Annotated in this window: 28 protein-coding genes; 16 read left to right on the plus strand and 12 right to left on the minus strand. The window is 38.6% G+C overall.

The genetic code is table 11. From position 1 onward, the window contains the following. The first annotated feature begins 537 nt into the window (after nucleotides 1-537). Nucleotides 538-780, plus strand: coding sequence for a DUF2442 domain-containing protein (locus AC04NP_RS24965; protein ID WP_482862749.1), 243 nt, complete (start codon nucleotides 538-540; stop codon nucleotides 778-780). Nucleotides 781-896: 116 nt separating this feature from the next. On the opposite strand, the gene AC04NP_RS24970 is transcribed toward AC04NP_RS24965, so the two are convergent. Beyond that, on the minus strand, nucleotides 897-1,274 hold the full coding sequence (locus tag AC04NP_RS24970) for an iron chaperone (protein ID WP_482862750.1): 378 nt from the start codon (nucleotides 1,272-1,274) through the stop codon (nucleotides 897-899). A gap of 280 nt (nucleotides 1,275-1,554) precedes the next feature. On the opposite strand from AC04NP_RS24970, the gene AC04NP_RS24975 reads away from it, so the two are divergent. Next, the gene (locus AC04NP_RS24975) at nucleotides 1,555-2,895 is read left to right on the plus strand and encodes an ATP-binding protein (RefSeq protein ID WP_482862751.1); all 1,341 of its coding nucleotides are present in this window, start codon (nucleotides 1,555-1,557) and stop codon (nucleotides 2,893-2,895) included. Nucleotides 2,896-3,155: 260 nt separating this feature from the next. Here the strand turns inward: AC04NP_RS24975 and AC04NP_RS24980 are convergent, their stop codons facing one another. Together AC04NP_RS24980 and AC04NP_RS24985 are read right to left on the minus strand one after the other, a co-directional pair. Then, nucleotides 3,156-3,347, minus strand: coding sequence for a hypothetical protein (locus AC04NP_RS24980; RefSeq protein WP_482862752.1), 192 nt, complete (start codon nucleotides 3,345-3,347; stop codon nucleotides 3,156-3,158). Nucleotides 3,348-3,979: 632 nt separating this feature from the next. Next, a complete protein-coding gene (locus AC04NP_RS24985; protein WP_482862753.1) occupies nucleotides 3,980-4,258 on the minus strand; it encodes a hypothetical protein in 279 nt (92 codons plus the stop codon). A gap of 302 nt (nucleotides 4,259-4,560) precedes the next feature. Between AC04NP_RS24985 and AC04NP_RS24990 the strand changes: the two genes are divergently transcribed. Next, entirely contained in the window at nucleotides 4,561-5,103 is a 543-nt protein-coding gene (locus AC04NP_RS24990; RefSeq protein ID WP_482862754.1) for a helix-turn-helix domain-containing protein, read from the plus strand. A gap of 638 nt (nucleotides 5,104-5,741) precedes the next feature. After that, nucleotides 5,742-6,269, plus strand: a complete 528-nt coding sequence (locus tag AC04NP_RS24995; protein ID WP_482862755.1) for a carboxypeptidase-like regulatory domain-containing protein — start codon at nucleotides 5,742-5,744, stop codon at nucleotides 6,267-6,269. On the opposite strand, the gene AC04NP_RS25000 is transcribed toward AC04NP_RS24995, so the two are convergent. The 5 genes from AC04NP_RS25000 to AC04NP_RS25020 form a co-directional block, all read right to left on the minus strand. Beyond that, nucleotides 6,170-6,670, minus strand: coding sequence for a hypothetical protein (locus AC04NP_RS25000; RefSeq protein WP_482862756.1), 501 nt, complete (start codon nucleotides 6,668-6,670; stop codon nucleotides 6,170-6,172). The genes AC04NP_RS24995 and AC04NP_RS25000 overlap by 100 nt on opposite strands. Before the next feature lie 305 nt (nucleotides 6,671-6,975). Further along, complete coding sequence (locus AC04NP_RS25005; RefSeq protein ID WP_482862757.1) at nucleotides 6,976-7,407, minus strand: hypothetical protein; 432 nt, start codon at nucleotides 7,405-7,407, stop codon at nucleotides 6,976-6,978. Between the two features lie 188 nt (nucleotides 7,408-7,595). Then, entirely contained in the window at nucleotides 7,596-7,868 is a 273-nt protein-coding gene (locus AC04NP_RS25010; protein ID WP_482862758.1) for a hypothetical protein, read from the minus strand. Further along, on the minus strand, nucleotides 7,865-9,937 hold the full coding sequence (locus AC04NP_RS25015; protein ID WP_482862759.1) for a GAF domain-containing protein: 2,073 nt from the start codon (nucleotides 9,935-9,937) through the stop codon (nucleotides 7,865-7,867). Before AC04NP_RS25015 ends, AC04NP_RS25010 begins: the two co-directional genes overlap by 4 nt. Before the next feature lie 675 nt (nucleotides 9,938-10,612). After that, nucleotides 10,613-11,275 carry a metal-dependent transcriptional regulator gene (locus AC04NP_RS25020; protein ID WP_482862760.1) on the minus strand — a complete coding sequence of 221 codons (663 nt, stop codon included), beginning with the start codon at nucleotides 11,273-11,275 and terminating at the stop codon, nucleotides 10,613-10,615. Nucleotides 11,276-11,376: 101 nt separating this feature from the next. On the opposite strand from AC04NP_RS25020, the gene AC04NP_RS25025 reads away from it, so the two are divergent. The 11 genes from AC04NP_RS25025 to AC04NP_RS25075 all read left to right on the plus strand — a co-directional run bounded on the left by AC04NP_RS25025 (nucleotide 11,377) and on the right by AC04NP_RS25075 (nucleotide 18,913). Then, complete coding sequence (locus AC04NP_RS25025) at nucleotides 11,377-11,553, plus strand: hypothetical protein (RefSeq protein WP_482862761.1); 177 nt, start codon at nucleotides 11,377-11,379, stop codon at nucleotides 11,551-11,553. Between the two features lie 3 nt (nucleotides 11,554-11,556). Next, the gene (locus tag AC04NP_RS25030; RefSeq protein WP_482862762.1) at nucleotides 11,557-12,153 is read left to right on the plus strand and encodes a superoxide dismutase; all 597 of its coding nucleotides are present in this window, start codon (nucleotides 11,557-11,559) and stop codon (nucleotides 12,151-12,153) included. Nucleotide 12,154: 1 nt separating this feature from the next. Beyond that, a complete protein-coding gene (locus AC04NP_RS25035; protein WP_482862763.1) occupies nucleotides 12,155-12,607 on the plus strand; it encodes a tetratricopeptide repeat protein in 453 nt (150 codons plus the stop codon). Between the two features lie 14 nt (nucleotides 12,608-12,621). Continuing rightward, nucleotides 12,622-13,242: a peroxiredoxin gene (locus AC04NP_RS25040; protein ID WP_482862764.1), complete on the plus strand. Its 621-nt coding sequence runs from the start codon at nucleotides 12,622-12,624 to the stop codon at nucleotides 13,240-13,242. 200 nt (nucleotides 13,243-13,442) lie between these two features. Beyond that, a complete protein-coding gene (locus AC04NP_RS25045; RefSeq protein WP_482862765.1) occupies nucleotides 13,443-13,757 on the plus strand; it encodes a hypothetical protein in 315 nt (104 codons plus the stop codon). Further along, complete coding sequence (locus AC04NP_RS25050; RefSeq protein ID WP_482862766.1) at nucleotides 13,754-14,131, plus strand: BT0820 family HAD-type phosphatase; 378 nt, start codon at nucleotides 13,754-13,756, stop codon at nucleotides 14,129-14,131. The genes AC04NP_RS25045 and AC04NP_RS25050 overlap by 4 nt, the downstream gene beginning before the upstream one ends. A 150-nt stretch (nucleotides 14,132-14,281) precedes the next feature. Further along, nucleotides 14,282-14,818, plus strand: coding sequence for a DOMON domain-containing protein (locus AC04NP_RS25055; RefSeq protein ID WP_482862767.1), 537 nt, complete (start codon nucleotides 14,282-14,284; stop codon nucleotides 14,816-14,818). 10 nt (nucleotides 14,819-14,828) lie between these two features. Continuing rightward, entirely contained in the window at nucleotides 14,829-16,307 is a 1,479-nt protein-coding gene (locus AC04NP_RS25060; RefSeq protein WP_482862769.1) for a serine hydrolase domain-containing protein, read from the plus strand. A gap of 157 nt (nucleotides 16,308-16,464) precedes the next feature. Then, nucleotides 16,465-17,376, plus strand: a complete 912-nt coding sequence (locus AC04NP_RS25065) for a helix-turn-helix domain-containing protein (RefSeq protein ID WP_482862770.1) — start codon at nucleotides 16,465-16,467, stop codon at nucleotides 17,374-17,376. An 86-nt stretch (nucleotides 17,377-17,462) separates the two neighbouring features. Beyond that, entirely contained in the window at nucleotides 17,463-18,038 is a 576-nt protein-coding gene (locus AC04NP_RS25070) for a nuclear transport factor 2 family protein (RefSeq protein WP_482862771.1), read from the plus strand. A gap of 2 nt (nucleotides 18,039-18,040) precedes the next feature. Next, nucleotides 18,041-18,913, plus strand: a complete 873-nt coding sequence (locus AC04NP_RS25075) for an NAD(P)H-binding protein (protein ID WP_482862772.1) — start codon at nucleotides 18,041-18,043, stop codon at nucleotides 18,911-18,913. A 159-nt stretch (nucleotides 18,914-19,072) separates the two neighbouring features. Here the strand turns inward: AC04NP_RS25075 and AC04NP_RS25080 are convergent, their stop codons facing one another. The 4 genes from AC04NP_RS25080 to AC04NP_RS25095 all read right to left on the minus strand — a co-directional run bounded on the left by AC04NP_RS25080 (nucleotide 19,073) and on the right by AC04NP_RS25095 (nucleotide 20,828). Beyond that, nucleotides 19,073-19,417: a hypothetical protein gene (locus AC04NP_RS25080; protein WP_482862773.1), complete on the minus strand. Its 345-nt coding sequence runs from the start codon at nucleotides 19,415-19,417 to the stop codon at nucleotides 19,073-19,075. 96 nt (nucleotides 19,418-19,513) lie between these two features. Next, nucleotides 19,514-19,732 (minus strand): hypothetical protein, encoded by a 219-nt coding sequence (locus AC04NP_RS25085; protein ID WP_482862774.1) that lies wholly within the window; start codon nucleotides 19,730-19,732, stop codon nucleotides 19,514-19,516. Between the two features lie 46 nt (nucleotides 19,733-19,778). Further along, nucleotides 19,779-20,318 (minus strand): YARHG domain-containing protein, encoded by a 540-nt coding sequence (locus AC04NP_RS25090; RefSeq protein WP_482862775.1) that lies wholly within the window; start codon nucleotides 20,316-20,318, stop codon nucleotides 19,779-19,781. Between the two features lie 162 nt (nucleotides 20,319-20,480). Then, the gene (locus AC04NP_RS25095; RefSeq protein ID WP_482862776.1) at nucleotides 20,481-20,828 is read right to left on the minus strand and encodes an alpha-amylase family glycosyl hydrolase; all 348 of its coding nucleotides are present in this window, start codon (nucleotides 20,826-20,828) and stop codon (nucleotides 20,481-20,483) included. Between the two features lie 144 nt (nucleotides 20,829-20,972). On the opposite strand from AC04NP_RS25095, the gene AC04NP_RS25100 reads away from it, so the two are divergent. After that, complete coding sequence (locus AC04NP_RS25100) at nucleotides 20,973-21,548, plus strand: RNA polymerase sigma-70 factor (RefSeq protein WP_482862777.1); 576 nt, start codon at nucleotides 20,973-20,975, stop codon at nucleotides 21,546-21,548. Nucleotides 21,549-21,615: the final 67 nt, after the last annotated feature.

Genomic DNA, 21,615 nt, shown 5'->3' on the forward strand with positions numbered 1-21,615 from the left:
AATAAAGCGGTTAGCAAACGCACGCTTTTAAAATATTCGATCGTCAAATTTAAAACCACTTGCCTGCCCAAAGTTTGAAATACTGTAGTTTCCCATAGTAACCTGTAACAAATTGTCCCGGACAAAATAATTCTTACTTCTTAAAATCTGTAAAATCCTGCTATTAAAATCAAGTAACTTGAACTTATCTAAAAAAGATGCGCATAGATACAAGAATGTCGACCTGAACCAGAAAAGAATCGCCGTTAAATTACCTGGTAACAAAATGGTGTTTTACTGGTAGATTTTTGCAACAATATTGAAGATTTTAGGGACTTAGTTGCTTAATAGAATAATTGAATTATTAATTAGTATTAAAATGTAAGTTTAACTGTGTTTTTTGAGTTTATTATCATGAGATAGTTTTTTTATCGGATTCAACCGCATACAACATACTCGGCTAACCCTAATTTACATACCTGCCCATAAACCGGGCAATACAAACTTTCGACTAACCCTGACAGAAAACCAATTTAGACTAAGTAAAACGGAAATGAAATGGTAAATGAAAAATTTGCAGCGGCAGACATCAGATTTCAGGAACAATTCATGTGTGTGGAGTTATTGGACGGTAGTATTTTCAAAGTCCCGCTGAAGTATTTGCCAATATTGAATCAATCCACCCAGGATGAGCGCGAAAATTGGGAATTATGTGGCAATGGCTTCGCTATTTGCTGGCCAGATCTGAATAACTACATTCTGACAGCCTCAGAATTAATCAGGGAATTTAAAGAAGTATAGTGTGAGTTTGGGTGTGGGTTTGAGTGTGGGGGAGGAACTTTTGGTTTTGAAGAAATAATGTGGGTGGAAGGGGGTAAGTAAGGCCTTATTAACTATCGTAGACATTTTAGTGTGTATTAGCAGCCAATGTCCTCTCCATTCTTCCAAAGTTCGACCGCCCGGTCTACAAATTCGTCAATGCCGGTATCGGAAATAGCCACCGACTTTTTGAACCTGATACATCCTTTGCCTACGTCAATCCCCTTCAATAAGCTGCCATCGGGGTCTATTTTTTTTGCATCACCCGTATAAAGGCTTACATAATTTTTTTGTGCATTTAGGTAAAAAATGGTGCCCCTATCATCACTGTAATTAAGCATTTTGTATTCGATACCTTCCACAAAATCCGGCGCTTTTGACTTAATCAACGTTCTCAGGTGCTCCAGCTTTTCACGTTTCCAATCATCCTCGAGTGCCTCGATGTATTCTTCCGGTGTTTTTACGTCATATTGCATGGTATAGCTCCTCAGATATTTTTGGAGAAATTACAGCATTTACTTTTGCTATACAATCGCAAATTATAAAAAAATCCTGAAAACCAACGGAGTAATAGTATGCAACAATTATTCAAAGAATTAAGTATATTGGCTGACACGATACAATATCTTTGTGAAAAATAATGGAAGACAGCTTAAAATACTATCTCGACAATACAGTAGTTACCAGAGGAGCTATTGAAAGCCGTTTATTCCACACCCCATAACAAAGCTGCGATATCCTACAAGGCTGGTATATGTGCTTCTTCGAAAATATGCCAAAGACTTTTTAAAATCCGGAATCGAACCCCGATTTGTCAGCCTGTCAGGGCTTAGAGGGGTTGGAAAAACTACTTTGTTATGGCAAACAGCCAATTACATCTATCATGAACACTCAAAAAATATCTATTTTTTTAATGTCAACACATTAAAAAACCTGGGAATCGATCTGCATATCGCCTTGGAAGAATTTCAAAGAAATATCATAAAAAAGCGGTTTAATGAATTAAAAGAGCCTATTACATTGCTGTTTGACGAAGTTCACGATGACGAACACTGGAGCAAAACCTTAAAAATTCTCTATGATGAAGCGAGATCAGCCTTTATGCTTTGCACAGGTTCATCGGCCTTGTTGTTGAATCAGACCGCCGACTTAGCGAGAAGAATGCGCATTGAAAAAATCTATCCCTTCAAGTTTATTGAATTTATTGCGGCAAAAACCTGCATGGAGCAAGATGGTAATATGGTTTTCCCGGAGAAGGGATTGGCGAGTGATTTGAAGGAAGCCTTGTTTTACAGCGAAAATGCGGAAGAGGCTTTTATCAAAGTTCAGTCATTTGGCAGCATAGTCACTACCTATTATAACAAAATTGAATCTGTAAAACCCTTGGAAATAAAAAAGCTCCTGCAGGGTTACATCAGTTATCAGAATATACCCAATTTTTTGTTTTTCAAAGATAAATTCACAATAAACGATAGTATTCTCGATTTGTTTAAAAGAATAATTCTGGAGGACATTCCCAAGCTAAATCCGACCTATTCGGATCATGTAAAAATAGAGCGGCTTATGCTGAGACTGGCAGGCTCTGACGAAATTAATACCGAAAAACTGGCGGGGTTAGTGGGCATTAAAAAGACTGAAATTAATGACCTGATTGACATACTGGCCAAAGCTGAATTACTAAACGTGTTAATACCTTTTGGCGGTTTGGATACTAAAATCTTGAAAAACAAAAAGGCATTTTTTATGTCTCCTTCACTGCGAAGGGCATTGCTATCCACGTTGTATGGACAAACTCTACCTGAGCAGTTCAGGAGTAAGCTGGTTGAAGACATCGTGGTAATGTATTTAAGAAGAGTGCTGAGAGATGGTGTAATTTCATATACAACCGGTAGCCATATAGTAAATCCCGATTTTGTAGTTGAAACAAGGGAAAAGCCTGTATTACTCGAAATAGGCACTAGTAAAACCGCTATGAAACAACTCAGGCACAGTAAGGTTAACTACCGTTATGGTTTGTTGATATCGAGCGGAGCTTCCTCCCCCGCCTTAAAAAATGATTGCATACATATTCCCCTCAATTGGTTTTTATTATTATAAAACAAAGATCAAACACCAGGGTATTTATGATAAGAAAAGAAGTAAAAGGAGTAAAACAAAGGTACACCTTTGTAATTACTCCCTGAAAATAAAAGTAATAGTGTTTTCGTTGCGTTGAATTAGAGGGCTTGGTTAAAAAAAATTCAGGGTTAGTACATTATTGGCTCATCTTGTGAATGAAAAACGAAACCTTGCTCTGAAACCCCAATCACGCCACAATTAAAACGGTTCATAGGTAAACTCCTAACGTTTCCACTACATTAACTATCGGCTTCCGTGGCTTTTTCAACGTCATGAATTTTCATCAAACCCTCATCTATCCCATGCTTTGCGGCTATCAATCGCAAAAGAAACTCCTTCAGCACGCTGTAATCGAGCGCTTTATGCATTTCTTTTTTGAATTCAAGCTCTTCTGCATGTTCTATAGAGTAAACTACTTTATATTTATGCATGACAAAAAGTTTTGGTTAAACACAAAAAATTCACCTGATACCTATATATACGTGAATAAGAATTTTAGTAACCTTCTCAAGCTTTAAGTGACCTTGATTTAAATTGTTCATACAGAACACTTTAGGCTGTTAAAAGCATTGTTATATGGCCAAAACTCCTCATCGCACCTACTATCGTCCGCATTTCAGAGTGGCCAAAAGGGCAATCTTTCTCGTCCACATTTCTGGCAGGACAGAGGGGCAGGCTAATGCGGAGGCCATGGCCTGGCGTTTGCAACGCCGGGGAAATCGTTTTTGTAAGGAGGCGTAGCTTTGTTTTAGTTAAAATAAGTTGAAAACTCAGACCACTATCGTCCACATGTCTGGCAGGACAGAGGGACAGACTAATGCGGAGTCCATGGCCTGGCGTTTGCAACGCCGGGGAAATGGTTTTTATAAGGAGGTGTAGCTATGTTTTAGTTAAAATGAGTTGAAAACTCAGTACCAGGGAATCCTCATCACAGATGAGGAGGGTTTAGGGGATAATCCTCATGACGAAGAAGGACCAGAAGTGCTAAAGTGATCGGGATCAAAAAGAAATGGGGGATTGAAGCGAACCGGTCAAGCAGAAAAAAATCACGGAATAACGGGTTTTACGAAGCTTTTGTCATAGCCGGTTGATTTGATATGCTGTGATTATCAATGCCCTCCAAATCGTAAATCAAATTGTGCAACAACCACAGGATCATGATTTTATCCTCATAGTCCCCCATGTCTCTGATGTGCTCATCCATGCTGATATCATAAATGATTTCAAAAACAATCTTTTTCAGTTGCCTGGTTTCCTTGAAAACTAACAGGTTTTCGATCCCTCGCATCTCAGGATACTTTTTGCCAAGATTAAATATGGCTTCTTTTAATGCTTGTCTCATTTTATATATTGTTAATAGGTTAAAATTGGTTGTTTTCCAAAAGGCTACATAATTTATCTTCATGGTTAAATAGTTTTAAATGGCTGTTTTTCGTGCCCAGCCTACCTTGCTCAAATTGATACCAGATCAATTTAACTTGCTTACAGGAAATTTTCCACGTTCGCCAGCAATCGATTGAATTGAGCACAAATTAAGCATAAAATGTAATATAGGCAAATTATGATACAATTATTATTCCCTTATATGACAGATTACTTAGCGTGAAATGTTATTTAGGTAAATTATAGTTTTATATTAGCTGCATGATCGAAGTGTATCAAGCCATAAAAGAATTAAGAATTGCCAAGGGTTATAGCCAGACGCAAATGGCTAAAAAGCTCAATATTTCTCAGGGCAGCTATGGCAGGGTGGAAAGAGGAGAAACCCCATTAACCATCGAAAGACTCAACGAAGTGGTCAACCTCTTAGACGCATCTGTCGAGGAAATCTTCAACTCGACCCCAGTCAACGAATCCATTTCAAAACTAAACCAACAAGTAACCGCCCAACTGGAAAAAATCAAACAACTGGAAAGTGATCTGGAAAGCGCTAAACATTATAACGCATTGTTAAGAAGTATCAATGAGAATCTCAGGGAAAGCTTAGGGTTTCTCCTGGAAAATGATAGGGCTGGCTTTCAAAATGACTGGATCAGGGAAAAAGGGGCTTTGTCTGAAAATGACCGCTATGAGTGTTTGACAGAATTTTTTCAACTAAACCACATTAAAAGGGTATTTGAGCTAAAGCAGGTGGAAGACAGTAAGTGGATACAACTATGGAAAAAATACGGAGAGTCTAAGCTGTAATTAACCGAAACGCCTGCATGAAGCTTTATCCCTGATCGTCCCCCCTAGCGTCCGTATTTCAGAGTGGCCAAAAGGGCAATCTTTCTCGTCCACATGTCTGGCAGGACAGAGGGGCAGACTAATGCGGAGTCCATGGCCTGGCGTTTGCAACGCCGGGGAAATGGTTTTTATAAGGAGGTGTAGCTATGTTTTAGTTAAAATGAGTTGAAAACTCAGTACCAGGGAATCCTCATCACGATTGAGGGCTAAGGGGTCCAGGGGGGAATCCTCATTTCAAAGAGGTACCAGAAGTGCTAAAGTGATCGGGATCAAAAAGAAATGGGGGATTGAAGCGAACCGGTCAAGTAACAGAAGAATGTGGATCAAGGGCAAGGGGCTGAGAAGATTTTTATGTTATCAGTGGACAGCACCAATATTAAACATATTATCTTTCTGATTATCAAATATTTAAATCAGTAACTATTTGCTAATTTTTTACCTTGTCCACTGTCGTTAATACTGTACTCACACTATGTTAACATTTTAGTTAAAAAAGCTTGATCTAAACTTAGGCATTTGATAACCTGCTTTTCGGCTTTCGGGAAAGGTCATGCCATAATTTTGCTAACAGTTCACTCATCCACCAATGCATGATAAGTATGAAAAGGACACTTTACCTGATTATTCTATTGACTTCCATTCCGTGTCTGGATTTTGCTCAACAGGTGATAAAGGGCCGGGTGGTTGCGCAAAAGACCAATGAGCCGCTACCTGGTGTTAACATTGTTATCCAGGAAACAATGACCGGAACCGTTACTAATCATAACGGTGAGTTTAGTCTTGAAATTGATCCGTCGAAGCACAACATGATCGTCGTAAGTTTTATCGGTTTTAGTTCAAAAACCATTGAGATCAGCGAATTGAATGACCTTGAAAACCTCAGCATTACCCTTCATGAAAAAATGACAGGTCTGGAAGAGGTGGTCATCAGCGGCCAGGGTGATAATATCAGTAAGCGCAGGCTTTCAACTGAGGTAACTTCGGTCGATGGGCAGTCCTTGAGGGAGATACCGGGCATCAGGCTGGATCAACTGCTGCAATCCAAACTGCCCAATGTGCAACTCAGGTTGGCCAGCGGGCAGCCGGGTACGGCTTCGATCATCAGGTCGCGGGGTTCTTCAAAATAATAAGGCCAGATACCGTAAATTTCACTGGTGCTGTCCTGATCTTGTGCCGCTATTATCGCTTCGATCACTTTATGGGCACGTTCAATATATCCGGGATCACCGGTCTCCAGCAGCTTTACCGCATAACGCGAAGTACCTCTGACAGGATGATTGTACATGCCCACACGGGTGGAATGGTAACGGTTGGCAGTTTTGGGGATAAAAGTTTTCAGAGAATTGTATTCGGGGTCAAATTCATCTTCCATCGCGTTCACCTCTTTGATCATCAACGCCCTGACCTCTTCATCGGGCCTGAACTTTTTCGAATTTTCAATAAGGGCCTGGTGTACCGAGGGCTTGCAACCGAAGACAAGCAATAATAAAGAAATTATAGAAAGTGGTGTCACATAATCGTTTTTCATGTTTATCTTTATTTGGATTTATAACCTGAATACTAATTTATCGCCTCCGGGTCAAGCTGACTTTCCTTACCCTTTTCTTTTGCTTTTATCGCGCTATGGAATTCTCAAGGATCGACAGACCATATTTCTTTAATAAGCATCAAATATATTAAAACCGGACAAAAGTACTGAAGGATGGCAGCCATGGCTTACGGCCATAGCAAGAGTAAATGGCAACTGGATTTTGATTCTTTCCGGAAGTAAAGCTGTCTTTTCCTTTTGAGCATACCTGAGAACAGGTTTGATTTTGGTAATGGCGCTATTTATCAGAAACCACTGAATTGGTAATAGCCTGTACTATGCTGCGCCTTTAAATCCAACAGCTTTTTAAAAAATGACTTATTCTCTTTATAACTCCCATTTTTCCCAAACTGAATAAACCGTCCTTGCGCATGGATGCTGATGCTGTCGGTTTTGTAGATAACCAACTGATAGTAGGGAATTGCCCAGCTATAGGTTTTCGAATGGCCCGAAATATTGATCACAATGCCCTTGGGACGCCGTTCAATCCTGCCCCGGAGAGCTTCCGAAACCGGATCGAAGTATGAATTCAAATTTGGGCCCACTTTCTCAATCAACATCCAGCGGGAACGAACATTTTTTAATTTTATCTTTTGAAAAAATGAGTAAGGCTTATCCACCAGATCAGCAATGAATTGCTGATCTGTTCTGTTGATATGGGTGGTTTCTAAAATCATGGGATGAATAATTGACAATACACTTAAGTTTTAAAACAAATCACCTTTAGAGAGATTAATTAAACTCAACGAGATTATGCTACACAAGGTCAAAAGTAGCGGTAACAATAAAACACTACCGGACCGAAGAAGTTTGAAATTCATCTTATTGAATGTCGACAGAATTTAGCGGATCGGCATATTTTCCTTTAAAGGGCTGTCAAAATTTCCGCAATAAATGTCGAAGTATCTATAATTTTTTGTATATCGATTAATTCAATCGTATCCTTTTCGGAATGGATCACAGTATCCGTAATACTAAAAATATTTTGAGAGGTGATGGCCAGTGCCGGAATACCGCTACCCACAAACAACATATTCATACCTCTGAGATGCAAAGCAACAGGGTTCTCCCGGTACTGGTCGCTTATTTCTGAAAATGTATGGGCAATGTCTGTTTCATGAGAAATAGGGTGCCTCATTCGCCGGTTCCACGTACCCCTGCCAAAACCTGTTTGTTTTTCACTTCCTTGATGATGGCCAGTTTGATCACTTTTGTTACTGCTCCTTCCTGATCAATAACTGGTGTATAGGTGGCAGAAATCAATACTTCGGATCCATCTTTCGCTACGTTCTTAAAGTCGCCGGACTGTTGTTTTCCATTTGCCAGGTTTTCCCAAAGTGAGTGGTACTCATCCGAGTTTGCCAGTTCCGTATCCACAAAGATCCTGTGGTGTTTTCCCTGTATTTCTTCCAATGAATATTGCATCGCCTCGGTAAAGAGTTTATTTGCCTTCAATACATAGCCCTTTGGATCGAATTCTATTTGAGCCACAGTGGAGTTTATAGCTTCAAGTTGCGCTGAAATTTCCAATTCCTTCCTCGCCATTTCTTCCTGAGTCGCTTCCAGTTCTTCAACGTTTTGTCGCATTTCTTCTTCCTGTGCCCTCATTTCTTCTGCCTGTTCCTGCGATTCCTGAAGCAGGTAGGTGGTCCGGATGTTTACTTTAATATTTGAAATGACCGAAGCAATTTGCTCTCCGATCTTTTTTACGAAATCTATCTGGTAATCTTCAAAGGATTTGAAGCTTGCCATTTCAATGACCCCGTTTACCGTCTCGTTGGTCATTACCGGGCAAATTAAGATACTTCTAGGCCTGGTGCCACCAAGCCCGGAGGTTATGTTGATGTAATCTTCAGGAATCTCAGTCAATACAGTCGACTTTTTTTCAAGATAAACCTGACCCACCAGCCCTTCTCCGGGTTTTACTTCTTTTTCCAAAAATTTTTGACGGTTGTAGGCATAACAAGCCATCATTTTTAGGGTTAAGTTTTCATCTTCGTCCTCCTCAACCTGAAAAATTGCACCCTGATTGGCATCGAGATATTTGACCAGAAAAGTAATAATGCCATAGTGCAACTCAGCGAAATTTTCATTTGATCTGAGAATTTCACCCAAATCAGCCATGCCCTTGGTCACCCAGTTTCGTTTTTTATCCTCTATAGCAACTGCCTGCAGTTTATCTCTCATCTGAACCAGGGCATTACCTAAGGAATCTTTCTCACCAGATGGTTGAAATTTATATTCAAACCGCCCCTCTCCGATCTCCAGGGCAAAGTCCGATGCCTTTTTAAGATTAGCAGATAGATTCTTGCTCGCCTGAATAATGTCGTTTAATTCATCTTTTGAGGCCAAAGTATCCTCGGGCAGTTCCCCTACTTCCAGACGTCTAAGAATATCTACCGGTTTTTGGATCGAAAATTTTAAAGAACGGATAATAAACAGGGCCACAAACAACCAAAACAACGATGACCCCAGTGACAGTATGATCACTATAGTATTGGTATGTTTGATATCTTCTTTCAGTTGAACAACATCGGATTTCAATACTTCCCGCTGAGTGTTATTCAAAGGCAACAACAGGTTTCGAAGTTCTTTTCGCATATCGGAGGCAGACCTTGCCACCAGGTTGTTGAGTTCATCTCTGAATGCTTCTCGTTGAACAATATCATAAGCATATAAGTCTATCGTGGAAGTATCAAAGGCTGTCAGCTTTGCTTCAATATTTTTGAGATGGGTTTCGTAGTATTGGTCAAGCTCATTTTGTAAATCTTTGTATTTACCGGCAACGACTATAGCTTTCTTCAAATTCTGCTGATCTTCTTCATTTAACAGACGCTTCAGACTGATTAAGTTTTTGATGGCGGGGTCTATCTGGTTTTCCCAAATATCCAAACGCTCTTCTTTAAAACGTATTTCGCCTGTCATAAAGTAGGCCCGCTGTGAAGCGGATACCCTGTTTGTTCCGCTAATAACATCGGCTGTCGTAATAGGAACAGGAATGCGAATCTTTCGAATCAGGTCCACAGCATCCAAGGCCGTTAGGTTTTGAGTGGTTACGATGAAAGTGAAAATTACCATCGTCAACATAAATACCAGAATCATGGCCATTACCTTGCCGCTTATCTTATGGTAATTTAAAATTCCTCGAATCTTTTGAAAGCTATTTTGAGGATTTTGCTGGTTATTGGTGTTGTTTATATTTTCCATAGTCAAGTTATCAACCGTAATTTGTCTCCCAATACCAACAAAATTAAAAATTACTGAATTGTTTAGGCATCACGACGAATTGCAGATATGGCCAATGTAATAAATCCATGAAAAGCTTATCCTGAGAATCGGTTAATATGTCAACTATCGATTCATCAGATAATGAAGCATTTGGAGCGGTAACTTGTTTTGTTTAAAATGCTCCCGTATAAAACCCAATAACTTTTATCACTGATAAACAGCGGCTTAATAACCGTAATACCAAAACGATCAAACGTAACCGGAATCCGGGCGGGTAGTGGTTACCGGTGATGTGTCTTGGTAAAAGTGGTTCCGGACTGCCTGATCCAACCATGACTGGCGCTGTACTTGTGCCTGAATGACAAATTATTGAGAGGTTTGATTTATTTTTAATACAGAAATTTAATTATTATTTAGCAAAAACCAGGGCAATTTATTACCTGGTTCTAAAAGGGGAAAAGGGATTCATTATCTTGAAATTATTAAGTATTCTGGTCATACATGGTTCTAATAGTTAACCAATAACATGGTTGGAAATGCTAATCATAGTTATTGTTTGGTTTCACTTTTATAAAGAAAACGGGCTTTACATGTTTACCCCTTCAATAGGAACCATCTTAAATTTCAATCGACCTTTATTTTACACCATAAATTTTAGCAATAGCTAACATAAAGATTATCGGCTACCTTTTGGGATACAGTATGGCGCTTTCCATCCACTTCAATGACCAAAGAATTGTCAAAAGAAACTTTATCCATAACCGAAACACATGTCCCCACATGAATAGATAGCCGCTCTAAATATTGAAGAAAAGCAGCAGATGTATCCTTAACCATCATAACCTTACATACGTCACCCTTCTGCATACTTGAAAGTACCGCGGAAGGAGTAGTCGGTGTGCTTCCATCAGAACGCGGAATCGGATCTCCGTGTGGGTCATATTCGGGATGGCCAAGAAACCAATCCAGTTTTTCAACAAGTTCATCGGAACGAATATGCTCAAGTTGTTCAGCAATATCATGTACCCTATCCCAGCTAAAACCAAGCTTATCAACCAAAAATGTCTCCCAAAGCCTATGTTTTCTTACAACCAGAAGGGCAATTTGCCTTCCTTTATCCGTGAAAGATATTTTTCCGTATTTCTCATAATCAATAAGCTCCTTCTTCCGGAGCTTTTTGAGCATGTTGTTCACGCTGGCGGGTTTTAAAGATAACAAATCGGCCAGTGCATTGGTACCAGCCTCCTGTTTTCCTTGCTTTCCGGAAACGAGGCGGAACAATGCTTTTAAATAATCTTCTTCCGTGTGTGAAATCATAATACTCGCAAAAGTAAAATAATTTAACTAATAAGTATTGTTAGATATATCTAACTTTTATATTTTTGCATGTCTAACACGTGTTAAAACATGATATCATTATGGAATACGTCATAGAATTATTGGAAGCGGAAAAAAGACAAATAGACCGAAAAATCAAAGATTCAGGTCTTATGAAAAAAGATATGAAAAAAGCAGTGGTTGAACTATCTAAGGTCACCGAAATAAAAAAAGCTTTAAAGATTTTAAAATTGAAAACCAATAAACATAGAAATTAACATATGAAGATTACACATCAACTCCCTGAATTACCGTATGATAAAGAAGCACTTGCCCCCATCATAACCAAAGAGGCCTTCGACTATCATTATGGCAAGCACCACCTGGCTTATGTGAACAACTTAAATAAATTGATTAGAGATACGCCATTGGCCGATGCTTCTATGGAGAAAATTATACAAACCGGATTTCAGGATAACAACGCAGGGCTTTTTAATAATGCTGCCCAACACTGGAATCACAGTTTCTTTTGGCACTGCCTTTCTCCCAATGGCGGGAAAGAGCCGGAAGGAAAAATTAAAGAACTCATTGTGCGGGATTTTGAAAGTTTTGAAAAGTTTAAAGAAGAATTCTCTGCCAGTGCTACTAAATTGTTTGGTTCCGGTTGGGCCTGGTTGGCCCAAAACCAGGAAGGAACCTTAGAAATTCTACCGATGAAAGATGCCCAAACACCTATAATTGAAAACAAAATCCCTATCCTCACCCTCGATGTATGGGAGCATGCTTATTACATTGATTACAGAAATGCACGCCCAAAATTCGTAGAAATTTTTTGGGACATTGTAAACTGGAACTTCGCCAACAAAAACCTAAGATAAAATGAGCGAATTATGTTTACACCGGATTGAGAACCATTGGAAAGCAAAAGTCACTGGATCCAACGAACTGTTCGGCAAGGAGAAATTCCAAGAAGCTTTAATGGGTTATGAGGAGGCGCTGTACCGTGCCGAGGTATTAAACAATCATCCACTCGAATGTATGCAGGCAGGTATTCCATTTATTCAGATATACATTATATCGTGCAATAACCTCGCCAACACTTATGTAGAATTGAAACAGCCGCAGAAAGGAGAAAATATCTTAAAACGGGTGTTTCACTACCTCTTACATCTGGCAAGCAAAGATTATTTAAACACAGATGAAGTTCAAAGTGAATTAAAGCGGGCTTCCTTAACCTTAACAGATTTTATAAAGAAAAACGGAGGGCACCAAAAACAACCGGAAGCCCTGTTTGCTCCGCTGAAAGAACAAAAATCAACAAGAAATTACTAAAAAGCTGAATGTATATGTGTAATTCATTAAAAAAACCAATCAATGGCCAACAAATGCAACTTATTCAAAAAGGGCCATTAACCATCGGTGACAAACTCCCGGCATTTACCAAAAAAGCGGTGATTTCAACTGAAAATGGTGTTGAAATAACAGAAATTAATCACAAATATATCGATGGTAAATGGGCTTTACTCTTTTGGTGGCCTAAAGACTTTACCTTTGTGTGCCCCACCGAAATTATCGGATTTGACAAAAAGTCTGCTGAATTTTCTATGCGGAATGCAAACATAATCGGAGCCTCTACCGATTCGGAATACGTACATTTAAGCTGGAGACAACATCATCCTGATTTGGCAAATCTATCTTTTCCAATGATTGCCGATACCTCTAAATCCTTAGCAGAAGAAATGGGTATTTTAGATGACGATGAAAAAGTGGCTTATCGTGCGACATTTATCATTGACCCGCAAGGTGTCATACAATGGGTTAGCGTGTATTCCATGAATGTAGGAAGGAATGTCGATGAAGCACTTCGGGTGCTGGACGCTTTGCAAACCGAAGAATTAACCGCCTGTGGTTGGAACAAAGGTGAGCAGACCCTGACCGCTACGTTAAAGGAGGAAAAATCAGATTAAAACAATCAAAATATGCATTATAACCAGAATTGATTTGGATCGGGTACCGATCGCCTTCCTATAACCTGGAAAACCGTTCGGAGGCTCTAACGTGTACATAGAAGGATCATAAGTAAGCGGTTTTTAACATAGAAATTACTGTAGAAAGCCCTTAAAACATCAATATGTTTTGGAAACATTCATTTCCAAAACATATTGTATTGTCAATACTAACTGAAAAAATGGAAAATGCTGTTCAACTTGCTTTTAAGTCTTTGGCCATTGAAAACACTTTTTCAGAGGATACCGGTTTCGAAAAACTGAAAGAACATTTAATAGCTGAAATAAACCACCTCTTCAACACTGATTTTAACAGGTTGTTAAACATGCTGTACCGTCTTGATATTTCGGAAGAACGACTGAAATTAGCTTTGTTTTCTAAGACTGAAAGCCAACCCATAGCCCGTTTAATTACAGATCTTATTATTGAAAGGCAACTGCAAAAGATCGCATCTAAAAAACAATATAAAGCATGAAAAACTTAATTAATACTTCGGTAAAGACCATAGCTATAGATTTTGACGGTACAATCGTCGAACATAGATACCCGAAAATTGGAAAACAGAAGTTATTTGCTTTTGCCACCATCCAGGCCTTACAAAGAAAAGGCCACAAACTCATTCTTTGGACCTACCGGCAGGGTAAAAGCCTGGAAGATGCTGTGAACTACTGTAAAAGTAACGGCGTAGAATTTTATGCTGTGAATGAAAATTATCCGGGCGAATCACTACAAAAAGGATATAGCAGAAAAATTAACGCTGATATTTTTATAGATGACAGAAATGTAGGTGGATTTTTGGGATGGGACAGGGTTTGGCAAATAATTTGTGGCGAAGTAAGCCATAGGTAAACCAAGGTTAATGATATTATCAGTCCGTTCGATGTCCAATCGGGCAGCCATAGTACTGATTCCTTATCGGATGCAACTTTTCCTTTTTGCTTATGTCTTTATTAGCAAGAACTCAAAAATTATACATAAACGTATTAACTACACCCGAATATGCATCCGGCACATTTCAACACTCTGCTTTGGCTTACTCACTGCCTTTTCTGTATCAGCTTTTTCCTCTTTACTCAAAATACCCTGGCCAATAATGGCACTATCGGGTATGCCTATCCCATTAAGGATATAACCGTCGATGGCGATCTGTCCGACTGGACAGCGGATCTTATCAAGTATCCCCTCACCAATTTCTCCAATCAACCCGATTCTGTGAAAGACAGGGACCTGCGGGCCTATCTTATGGTGGGTTATAACCTGGACGAGCAGTGTCTGTATGTTGCAGTGGAAGCATGGGATGACGATATTGTTCGAAATCCTGAAAATCCATTATGGTATACCCACGATATGCAGGTTTTATATCTCGACCCGGCCCATAAACCTGAGGGGACAGGAGTCATTGGTTACGAAATTAACCTGGATACTGCAAAGATCGTGGAGCAGCCAAACATGCTTTGGTATAAGCAGGTTAAACATGCGACCTGGGATAATGTAAAAGTGAAAATCATTCCCGGGGAAAACAAAATTATCTATTGAATGGCGCATATTGTTAAACGAACACATAGTACCAGGCCGAACCATCGGGTTTGACTATAGTGTATTTGACAAAGATACGGATCAGCGTTGGACCGCTGCTTCCTGGGGTGACAACAGCATGAAGCACGCTTCCTACAAAAATATTGGAGATGTTGTTTTAATGCCACCTGCGGAAAAAACGGAAAAAGTTAGTGGGGTCCTAAAATGGGAAGAGGAACAAGGATATTCTTTCCCTCGAACCATTCAGTTCTCATCGACAACAAATCCCCAACTTAGGCTACAGGTTGCGGTTGATTCTACCGGCCAATACACCGCACAACTACCATTGGCTGGTTACAATATTTCCATACCCGATCCACTCATCTGGCACAAGCATGATGTATTTAAAGCCAAACTCAGGGAACCATTCACTTTAGAGATCAATGGTAACCATCCTACTATAGTACCGCCTCTAATGATTACCAAAGAAGTGGTCGCTGACTTAATCCCCGAAAGGGGTTTGTTACACAATTTCGATGCCACTGCAACCAATAAGATGGATGAATTTATCCAACACTATCAAGCTTTCTACGATATACCAGGGGTGTCGCTGTCATTGATTAAAGACGGCCAATTGGTTTTCCACAAAACCTATGGGGTTCAGAATGCTATAACCAGGGAACCCATTAAAGAACAGTCCCTGTTTGAGGCGGCTTCAGTTACCAAACCGGTATTTGCTTATGTAGTCAACCGGCTGGCTGAGCGGGGGGCCTTTGATCCGGACAAACCCCTGCATGAATATTTGCCTTTCGAAGATTTGAAAGAATATGAGGAATATAAATTGATGACCGGACGCCATGTGCTCATGCATGTTTCAGGTTTACCAAATTGGGGGAGGGAAATGAAGTTCAAACCAGGAACAAAATATGGCTATTCAGGAGAAGGATTTGAGTATTTAAAACGGGCTGTGGCCCATGTAATAGGAAAAGATATCCAGCAGATCCTTAATGAAGAGCTCATTGAACCGCTTGACTTATACAATATGTATTTCGTCGATAGTCCGGAGTTGCGTGAAGTGGGAGTTTCAGGGCATCGCAGAGGAGTGCCTACAATTCAATACTGGCCCGAGGAGCCCGGTATGGCATGGAGTATGTTTACCGAAGCCAAAGCTTTTTCCCGATTTGCCATAGCCCTGCTTGAAGAGCGAGGATTGGCGCCTGCAACCTATAGCAATATGTTCACTTTGCTTACAGAATTTCCACTGGAAGAGGGCCAACCGAAACCGGAATATCCGGAAGGAATGGGTTTAGGCATAGCCATTCGCGATAGCCACTATGGGAAAGTGTTTGGACATGGTGGTAATAATGGCGATTTTCAATGCAAGTTTGAGATCTATAAGGAACTAAAAATGGGATACATAGTTTTCACCAACTCCGATGTAGGCTATTATTTGCATAAAGATTTGGTTCAATTTTTAGTCGAGGGAAAAAAAATTGAACAGACGGATTAATTGTGAGTGCTTTATTTTTTTATCTATGTTTCGAAACAGTACCAATCCCGCTATTAGTGCTAACAGGGTCATTAAAATTCAGTGGCAAAATGTTATATGGCTGCGGCAAATAAACCTTATTATTTTCTCCCAATATGTGGTACATTTACTGAATACTATGATTAAAAATAAACCGTCTAAACCCCCAACAATAGAATCCTTTTACGAAGGTTTTCTAAATATAAAGTCAGGTAATCTAAGAAAAGAGCTTGGTCACTTCACGGTATTCAACTTGAAAGATTATGACTTGTACCGTGATAATTATATCCCTTTTTCACAAAAAGAGTATCTCAAAATTTGCTACGTTAAAGGAAAAAGTACCATTCATCATCAAAAGGGCAGTGAACATTTACACGGAGAAAACATAATCTTTCTAAATTCATTGATTCCATATAGTTGGGAGCACATAGAAAAACTAGAAGGATTCTCATGTGTATTTACGTTGGATTTTTTTAACCAATTCGGTAAGATTGAAGACTATCCGATTTTCAATACGTCTCAAATTCCAATTTTTAAGCTCGACAAAACGGAAGTAACCCATATTAAAAACATTTATGAAAGAATGTTGGTCGAGATAAATTCGGATTACGAATATAAGTACGATATGCTTAAGAGTTTGATTTTATGGCTCATCCACATGTCCATGAGGAATCACATGGGTGTGCTTACAAAGAACAAATTTTCAAGAGCTTCCCAGCGGATATCCAATGCATTTTTGGAACTCCTCGAAGAACAATTCCCTATTGCCGAACCTAATCAGAGAATACGACTGCGAACTGCGTCAGACTATGCTCATAAGCTGTCCATTCATGTAAATCATTTGAACAAAGCCATACAGGATTATTTAAATAAATCTACTACGGAAATCATTTTAGAAAGAATGGGCATCGAAGCAAAAAGATTGTTAAACCATACAAATTGGAGCATTTCCGAAGTAGGGTATTGCCTTGGCTTTGAAGAGCCTTCCAATTTCTCCAGTTTTTTTAAGAAAATTACTAACAAATCTCCTCGCCAATTTAGAATGGTTTGATTTTCATAAGTATTTGATTGATTGTAAAATATTCAAGACGCCTTGTCAAGGTAAATTTGTATCCGGAATATTAAACATCAATTCATATGAAAATCACATTTCTAAAAACAAAATTAAAAAGCAGCCTGTTCGTATTTGGCTTTTTGGGCGTTTTAGCTTGTGGCAATTCAAATAAAAACTCCGCCCGGAAAAATACAGAAAAAGAACGGGAGTTAAGTGCAAAAGTAAATGATCGTGCGGAAAATAAAGAAAAGCTAGTAAGTTTACTAGGAGCCTTTGGTCAAGGTAGAGACAATATCCTAAGACACTTTCATCAAGATGCCCTTATAGAGTTCCCATATGCAAAATCAATTGGAACTCCGGAAAAATTAAACTACCTGGAGTACCATACATATTTGACAGATATCCTTGGGCACTTTGATGCCATAAGTTTTAGTAACACCAGAATATATCCAATGAACAATACAGAAACATTTGTAATGGAAACCCATGGCGAGGTTGATTTACCAAATGGGAAAACATACCGTCAGGATTATGTCATGATTGTAGCGTTCTTGGATGGAAAAATTTACCGATATAAAGAGTATTGGAATCCGTTGGAAATTAAGGTCTTCGAAACCTCTTCGACAAACGATTTAAAAGAATCCCTAAAAAAACAATAAGTATGAAAATAGCAATAGCAGCTGCTACAGGAAATATAGGGACCAGAGTAGCGCAAATAATTTCAGAAAACAGGGAAATTTCTCTATTACTGGGAAAAGACAAGGAGCAGTTGGAAAAGCAAAAAACGTCTTATGCTATTCCAGTCCCTACTGACATATCAAAACCTGACGAAGTAATTGCAAATACTAAAGAGGTTGATGCATTGTTATGGTTAGTCCCTCCCGTTGTACATGTGCCTAGCATAAAAGAATGGTACGATCAAGTGATAAAAGCAGGCACTAAGACCGTTAAACATAACAACATAAAAAGAGTGGTGTTGATTTCTTCGCTAGGTGCAGGATATAAACAAAAGACCGGAACAGTTGGGTATGTAGGTAATATGGAGCGTGAATTTGATAAAGTTACCACCAATATGGTTAGTATTAGGCCAGGATACTTTATGGAAAACTTTCTTCTACAAAAAGATAAAATCATTGGTAATGATGTTATCTCATTTCCATATGATGAAGATCATGACATCCCTTTTATAAGTTCTGATGATATCGCCGATGCGGCCGCCCATTATCTTATGGACGATACATGGAGCGGAAGATGGGTAAAAAATCTAATGGGTCCTGCAAATTTAACTTTAACCGAAGCCACTCAAATTTTTTCTGAAAAATTGAAGAAAAAAATAACGTACAATAAGCAGCAATACGCAGATATAAAAACTCAGTTTGAAGCCTTTGGAGCAAGTGAAAATGTACAACAAGAAATGGTTGACTTGTTTAAAGCACTGGGAGATAAAGACGGTATTTATGCCACCCCAAGAACTTATGAGGCATATACTTCAACAACCCTGGAGGATTTTATAGAAAATAAGTTTCTTCCTTAATTTGCCATTTTTATCTATCGTTTTTGGGTGTTTTTATTTCCTCTTTTTCGATGAAGAACCAAACATTACTTTTCATGCTTAACCTAACTTAATTCTTCATCTAACTTATTTAACTCGATTTTGATATTCCGTAAACGAACTTGCCAAAAATCATAGGAATTAAAGGGTTGTGTTTACCGCTTCTATGACATAATATCCGTCACCTTGGTCCATCAACCAATAAACTTCTTTTCGAACATTGCCTTTTATCGTATATCTCAAAAGCTTTTTATTGGTTCTCAAATTCATTATCTCAATTAATTCCCGCATGCTGTCTTCAACCAAATCGCTTGCAATACTATCCAGCTCGACCAGGTCATTAGGATAGTCCAAATATTCTTCGAGCCTGTATTGATTCGCACCGATTATGTGTTCAATCCGCCTCGTCTTATACCTGTTATAGATAAAAATTGAAAAAACTATTATGATCGTTAGGAGTATTAATGAAAAAATGATCCTTTTCATCGTTTAATAACTTTGAATAATAACCATTATAATGCCAACAGCCAGGATTCTCATGGTTATGAACCGAAGGATATTACCAGTACAAATTGTGACTATTTATTTTATAGAAAATTCGTTTTCAAAAACTACAGTGTCTATTTGACTTCCTTCGGTTTCAATATCCCATTGAAGTATCTTTGTTTGTGTTTTGACTGCCAAGTCTTTTGTGATTGTTCCTTTCGTGGTAGCAGAGTATCCTGGCCCACCTGAACAATTTACAAATTTAAAAAACGCAACATCTTCAATTTCCTCACCTTTCAGATTAAATTTTGTCAAAATGGGATAAAAAGTATCTGCAATGTAGCCATAAATTATCCCTACCTCAATTTTCTGAACTATATAATTTTCCGATTACCAAGGCCCCTTCCGGATTATACTTTCGAATAAAAGGATTTGTATGGTTAATATCAGCTTCTTGAAACCCATTTTCACAAGTGAAATCCAATGGAAGTTTTATGTCAGGGATTAAGCTTAGGTATTCGATAAACTTTTCATCCGGAGTGGCATTACCGAAATCTTTTTCCACATTTTTAATGAAATTAATATTGTATTTATCGATTTCCGTTAAGTGTTCCTCAATGCTTATCTCATCAAATTGCGGCTGGTACCAGTCAAATTGTTTAAAATATCGATCCAGATCCGCAGATTTAAATTTGTATCCTTTCCGGGCAAAAATTTCATTTCGCAATAAACTCAATGTTGCCGGTTGCAGGTTTTTCAGGTTACTGGCTTCGATTTTTTCAGTCAAATCGATGCCCGCTACTACCATAGAAGAAATCTCTGGTAAACGGTCATTTCCGGTTTGCGAATGACAATTAAATAATAATCCGAATAATAATAATAGGAAGGATATTTTTTTCATGTTTTACAACAAAAATAGTTAGCCTCCTCCGTTACGGTTTGAGGGTATTTCAGCGTTATACATTTTCAGCATGAAGGTAGCATCTTATGTTTTTATCGCCATATCAAACCCTTCAAAACACTTACATGAATGACTTCAAACAGCAACCTGCGAATTTAGGGGCTAATGAATCCTCGTGGGTAGAGGAGGGCAGGCCGGAAAGATCTCTCCAATTGGCTTCAATTCAATAGCCGTAATTCCCAAATCCTTTAAGTAATCAATTTTATCAATAATACCTGCATACGTACCATGGTTGCCTTCAGAAACATTGGCGTTTGGGTATTTTATAAATTGTCTAACATGCATTTCATAAATTATAAGCTCTGATTGTGGAATATTTGGTTTTTTCACACCTTCCCAATCGAAGTCATCTGAGCAGGCACATATAATTCCCAATGTACGCTTACCCTCGTTGTGTCCAAATTTGAGATGCAGCAGACCTGCTGAAATTCCTTGGGAAAAAAAAGTCATGAATTAAGTGGATGACCTGATGTAAAAAATGGAGTTAGGGGGTATTAAGAAATAAATTAAAAATTTGGTAACTTATATTATTAGTATCTGATTCCTGAATTCAATTATTTTTAGATTGTTTTTAAAGCGAATAATTAGAAGAAAGTGTCAAAATTCGAGAGGCTATCAGATGAAGAATTAAATTCCCTGGTCCACAAGGGAAACGACATTGCCTTTCGGGAATTATTCAATAGATATTGGGAGAAATTATATATTGCCGCTTACAAGGTTCTTGGTGATGAAATGGTTTGTGAAGATATTGTTCAGGACATCTTTCTTGATCTTCTGGTCCGATCCTCCGGTATGACAATTGAAAATGTCAAGGCCTATCTTTACAAGGCCGTGCAATTTCAGGTAGCTGGTCATATTAAAAAACTCCGTTTCCTACGTAAAAGAGCCGAAATTATTGAAAATTATACTATCGGTAATAATATCGAAGAACAAATCTCTTCCGGTGAAGTGCAAAGCATTTTGGATAAATCAATTGCCTTATTGCCTGTTCGCTGCAGGGAAGTGTTTTACCTGAGTAGGTTTGAAGATCTTTCCAATAAAGAAATAGCAAACAAATTGGGTATTTCTGTATTCACCGTTGAAACCCATATGAAGAAAGCCTTAAAATACCTGAGGAAGTCCCTTGACCTTGCCATGCTAGTGATATCTCTAAACCTTTTTCTTCAATAAAAACCTGATTAATCTAAACCCACTATTACCAGATTATTAACTAAACATTAATAATCGAAAATTTTCA

This window comes from Agaribacillus sp. DX54 (assembly GCF_056858335.1).

What these genes read in the sequence shown, in the direction of transcription:
- AC04NP_RS25065 (WP_482862770.1), top strand. Translation starts at nt 16,465, where the DNA reads ATGATTAAAAATAAACCGTCTAAACCCCCAACAATAGAATCCTTTTAC.
- AC04NP_RS24995 (WP_482862755.1), top strand. Translation starts at nt 5,742, where the DNA reads ATGAAAAGGACACTTTACCTGATTATTCTATTGACTTCCATTCCGTGT.
- AC04NP_RS25015 (WP_482862759.1), bottom strand. Translation starts at nt 9,937, where the DNA reads ATGGAAAATATAAACAACACCAATAACCAGCAAAATCCTCAAAATAGC.
- AC04NP_RS24980 (WP_482862752.1), bottom strand. Translation starts at nt 3,347, where the DNA reads ATGCATAAATATAAAGTAGTTTACTCTATAGAACATGCAGAAGAGCTT.
- AC04NP_RS25070 (WP_482862771.1), top strand. Translation starts at nt 17,463, where the DNA reads ATGAAAATCACATTTCTAAAAACAAAATTAAAAAGCAGCCTGTTCGTA.
- AC04NP_RS25035 (WP_482862763.1), top strand. Translation starts at nt 12,155, where the DNA reads ATGAGCGAATTATGTTTACACCGGATTGAGAACCATTGGAAAGCAAAA.
- AC04NP_RS24990 (WP_482862754.1), top strand. Translation starts at nt 4,561, where the DNA reads ATGATCGAAGTGTATCAAGCCATAAAAGAATTAAGAATTGCCAAGGGT.
- AC04NP_RS25075 (WP_482862772.1), top strand. Translation starts at nt 18,041, where the DNA reads ATGAAAATAGCAATAGCAGCTGCTACAGGAAATATAGGGACCAGAGTA.
- AC04NP_RS25080 (WP_482862773.1), bottom strand. Translation starts at nt 19,417, where the DNA reads ATGAAAAGGATCATTTTTTCATTAATACTCCTAACGATCATAATAGTT.
- AC04NP_RS25090 (WP_482862775.1), bottom strand. Translation starts at nt 20,318, where the DNA reads ATGAAAAAAATATCCTTCCTATTATTATTATTCGGATTATTATTTAAT.
- AC04NP_RS25040 (WP_482862764.1), top strand. Translation starts at nt 12,622, where the DNA reads ATGTGTAATTCATTAAAAAAACCAATCAATGGCCAACAAATGCAACTT.
- AC04NP_RS25055 (WP_482862767.1), top strand. Translation starts at nt 14,282, where the DNA reads ATGCATCCGGCACATTTCAACACTCTGCTTTGGCTTACTCACTGCCTT.
- AC04NP_RS25005 (WP_482862757.1), bottom strand. Translation starts at nt 7,407, where the DNA reads ATGATTTTAGAAACCACCCATATCAACAGAACAGATCAGCAATTCATT.
- AC04NP_RS25030 (WP_482862762.1), top strand. Translation starts at nt 11,557, where the DNA reads ATGAAGATTACACATCAACTCCCTGAATTACCGTATGATAAAGAAGCA.
- AC04NP_RS25010 (WP_482862758.1), bottom strand. Translation starts at nt 7,868, where the DNA reads ATGAGGCACCCTATTTCTCATGAAACAGACATTGCCCATACATTTTCA.
- AC04NP_RS25020 (WP_482862760.1), bottom strand. Translation starts at nt 11,275, where the DNA reads ATGATTTCACACACGGAAGAAGATTATTTAAAAGCATTGTTCCGCCTC.
- AC04NP_RS25050 (WP_482862766.1), top strand. Translation starts at nt 13,754, where the DNA reads ATGAAAAACTTAATTAATACTTCGGTAAAGACCATAGCTATAGATTTT.
- AC04NP_RS25095 (WP_482862776.1), bottom strand. Translation starts at nt 20,828, where the DNA reads ATGACTTTTTTTTCCCAAGGAATTTCAGCAGGTCTGCTGCATCTCAAA.
- AC04NP_RS25000 (WP_482862756.1), bottom strand. Translation starts at nt 6,670, where the DNA reads ATGAAAAACGATTATGTGACACCACTTTCTATAATTTCTTTATTATTG.
- AC04NP_RS25025 (WP_482862761.1), top strand. Translation starts at nt 11,377, where the DNA reads ATGGAATACGTCATAGAATTATTGGAAGCGGAAAAAAGACAAATAGAC.
- AC04NP_RS24985 (WP_482862753.1), bottom strand. Translation starts at nt 4,258, where the DNA reads ATGAGACAAGCATTAAAAGAAGCCATATTTAATCTTGGCAAAAAGTAT.
- AC04NP_RS24965 (WP_482862749.1), top strand. Translation starts at nt 538, where the DNA reads ATGGTAAATGAAAAATTTGCAGCGGCAGACATCAGATTTCAGGAACAA.
- AC04NP_RS24970 (WP_482862750.1), bottom strand. Translation starts at nt 1,274, where the DNA reads ATGCAATATGACGTAAAAACACCGGAAGAATACATCGAGGCACTCGAG.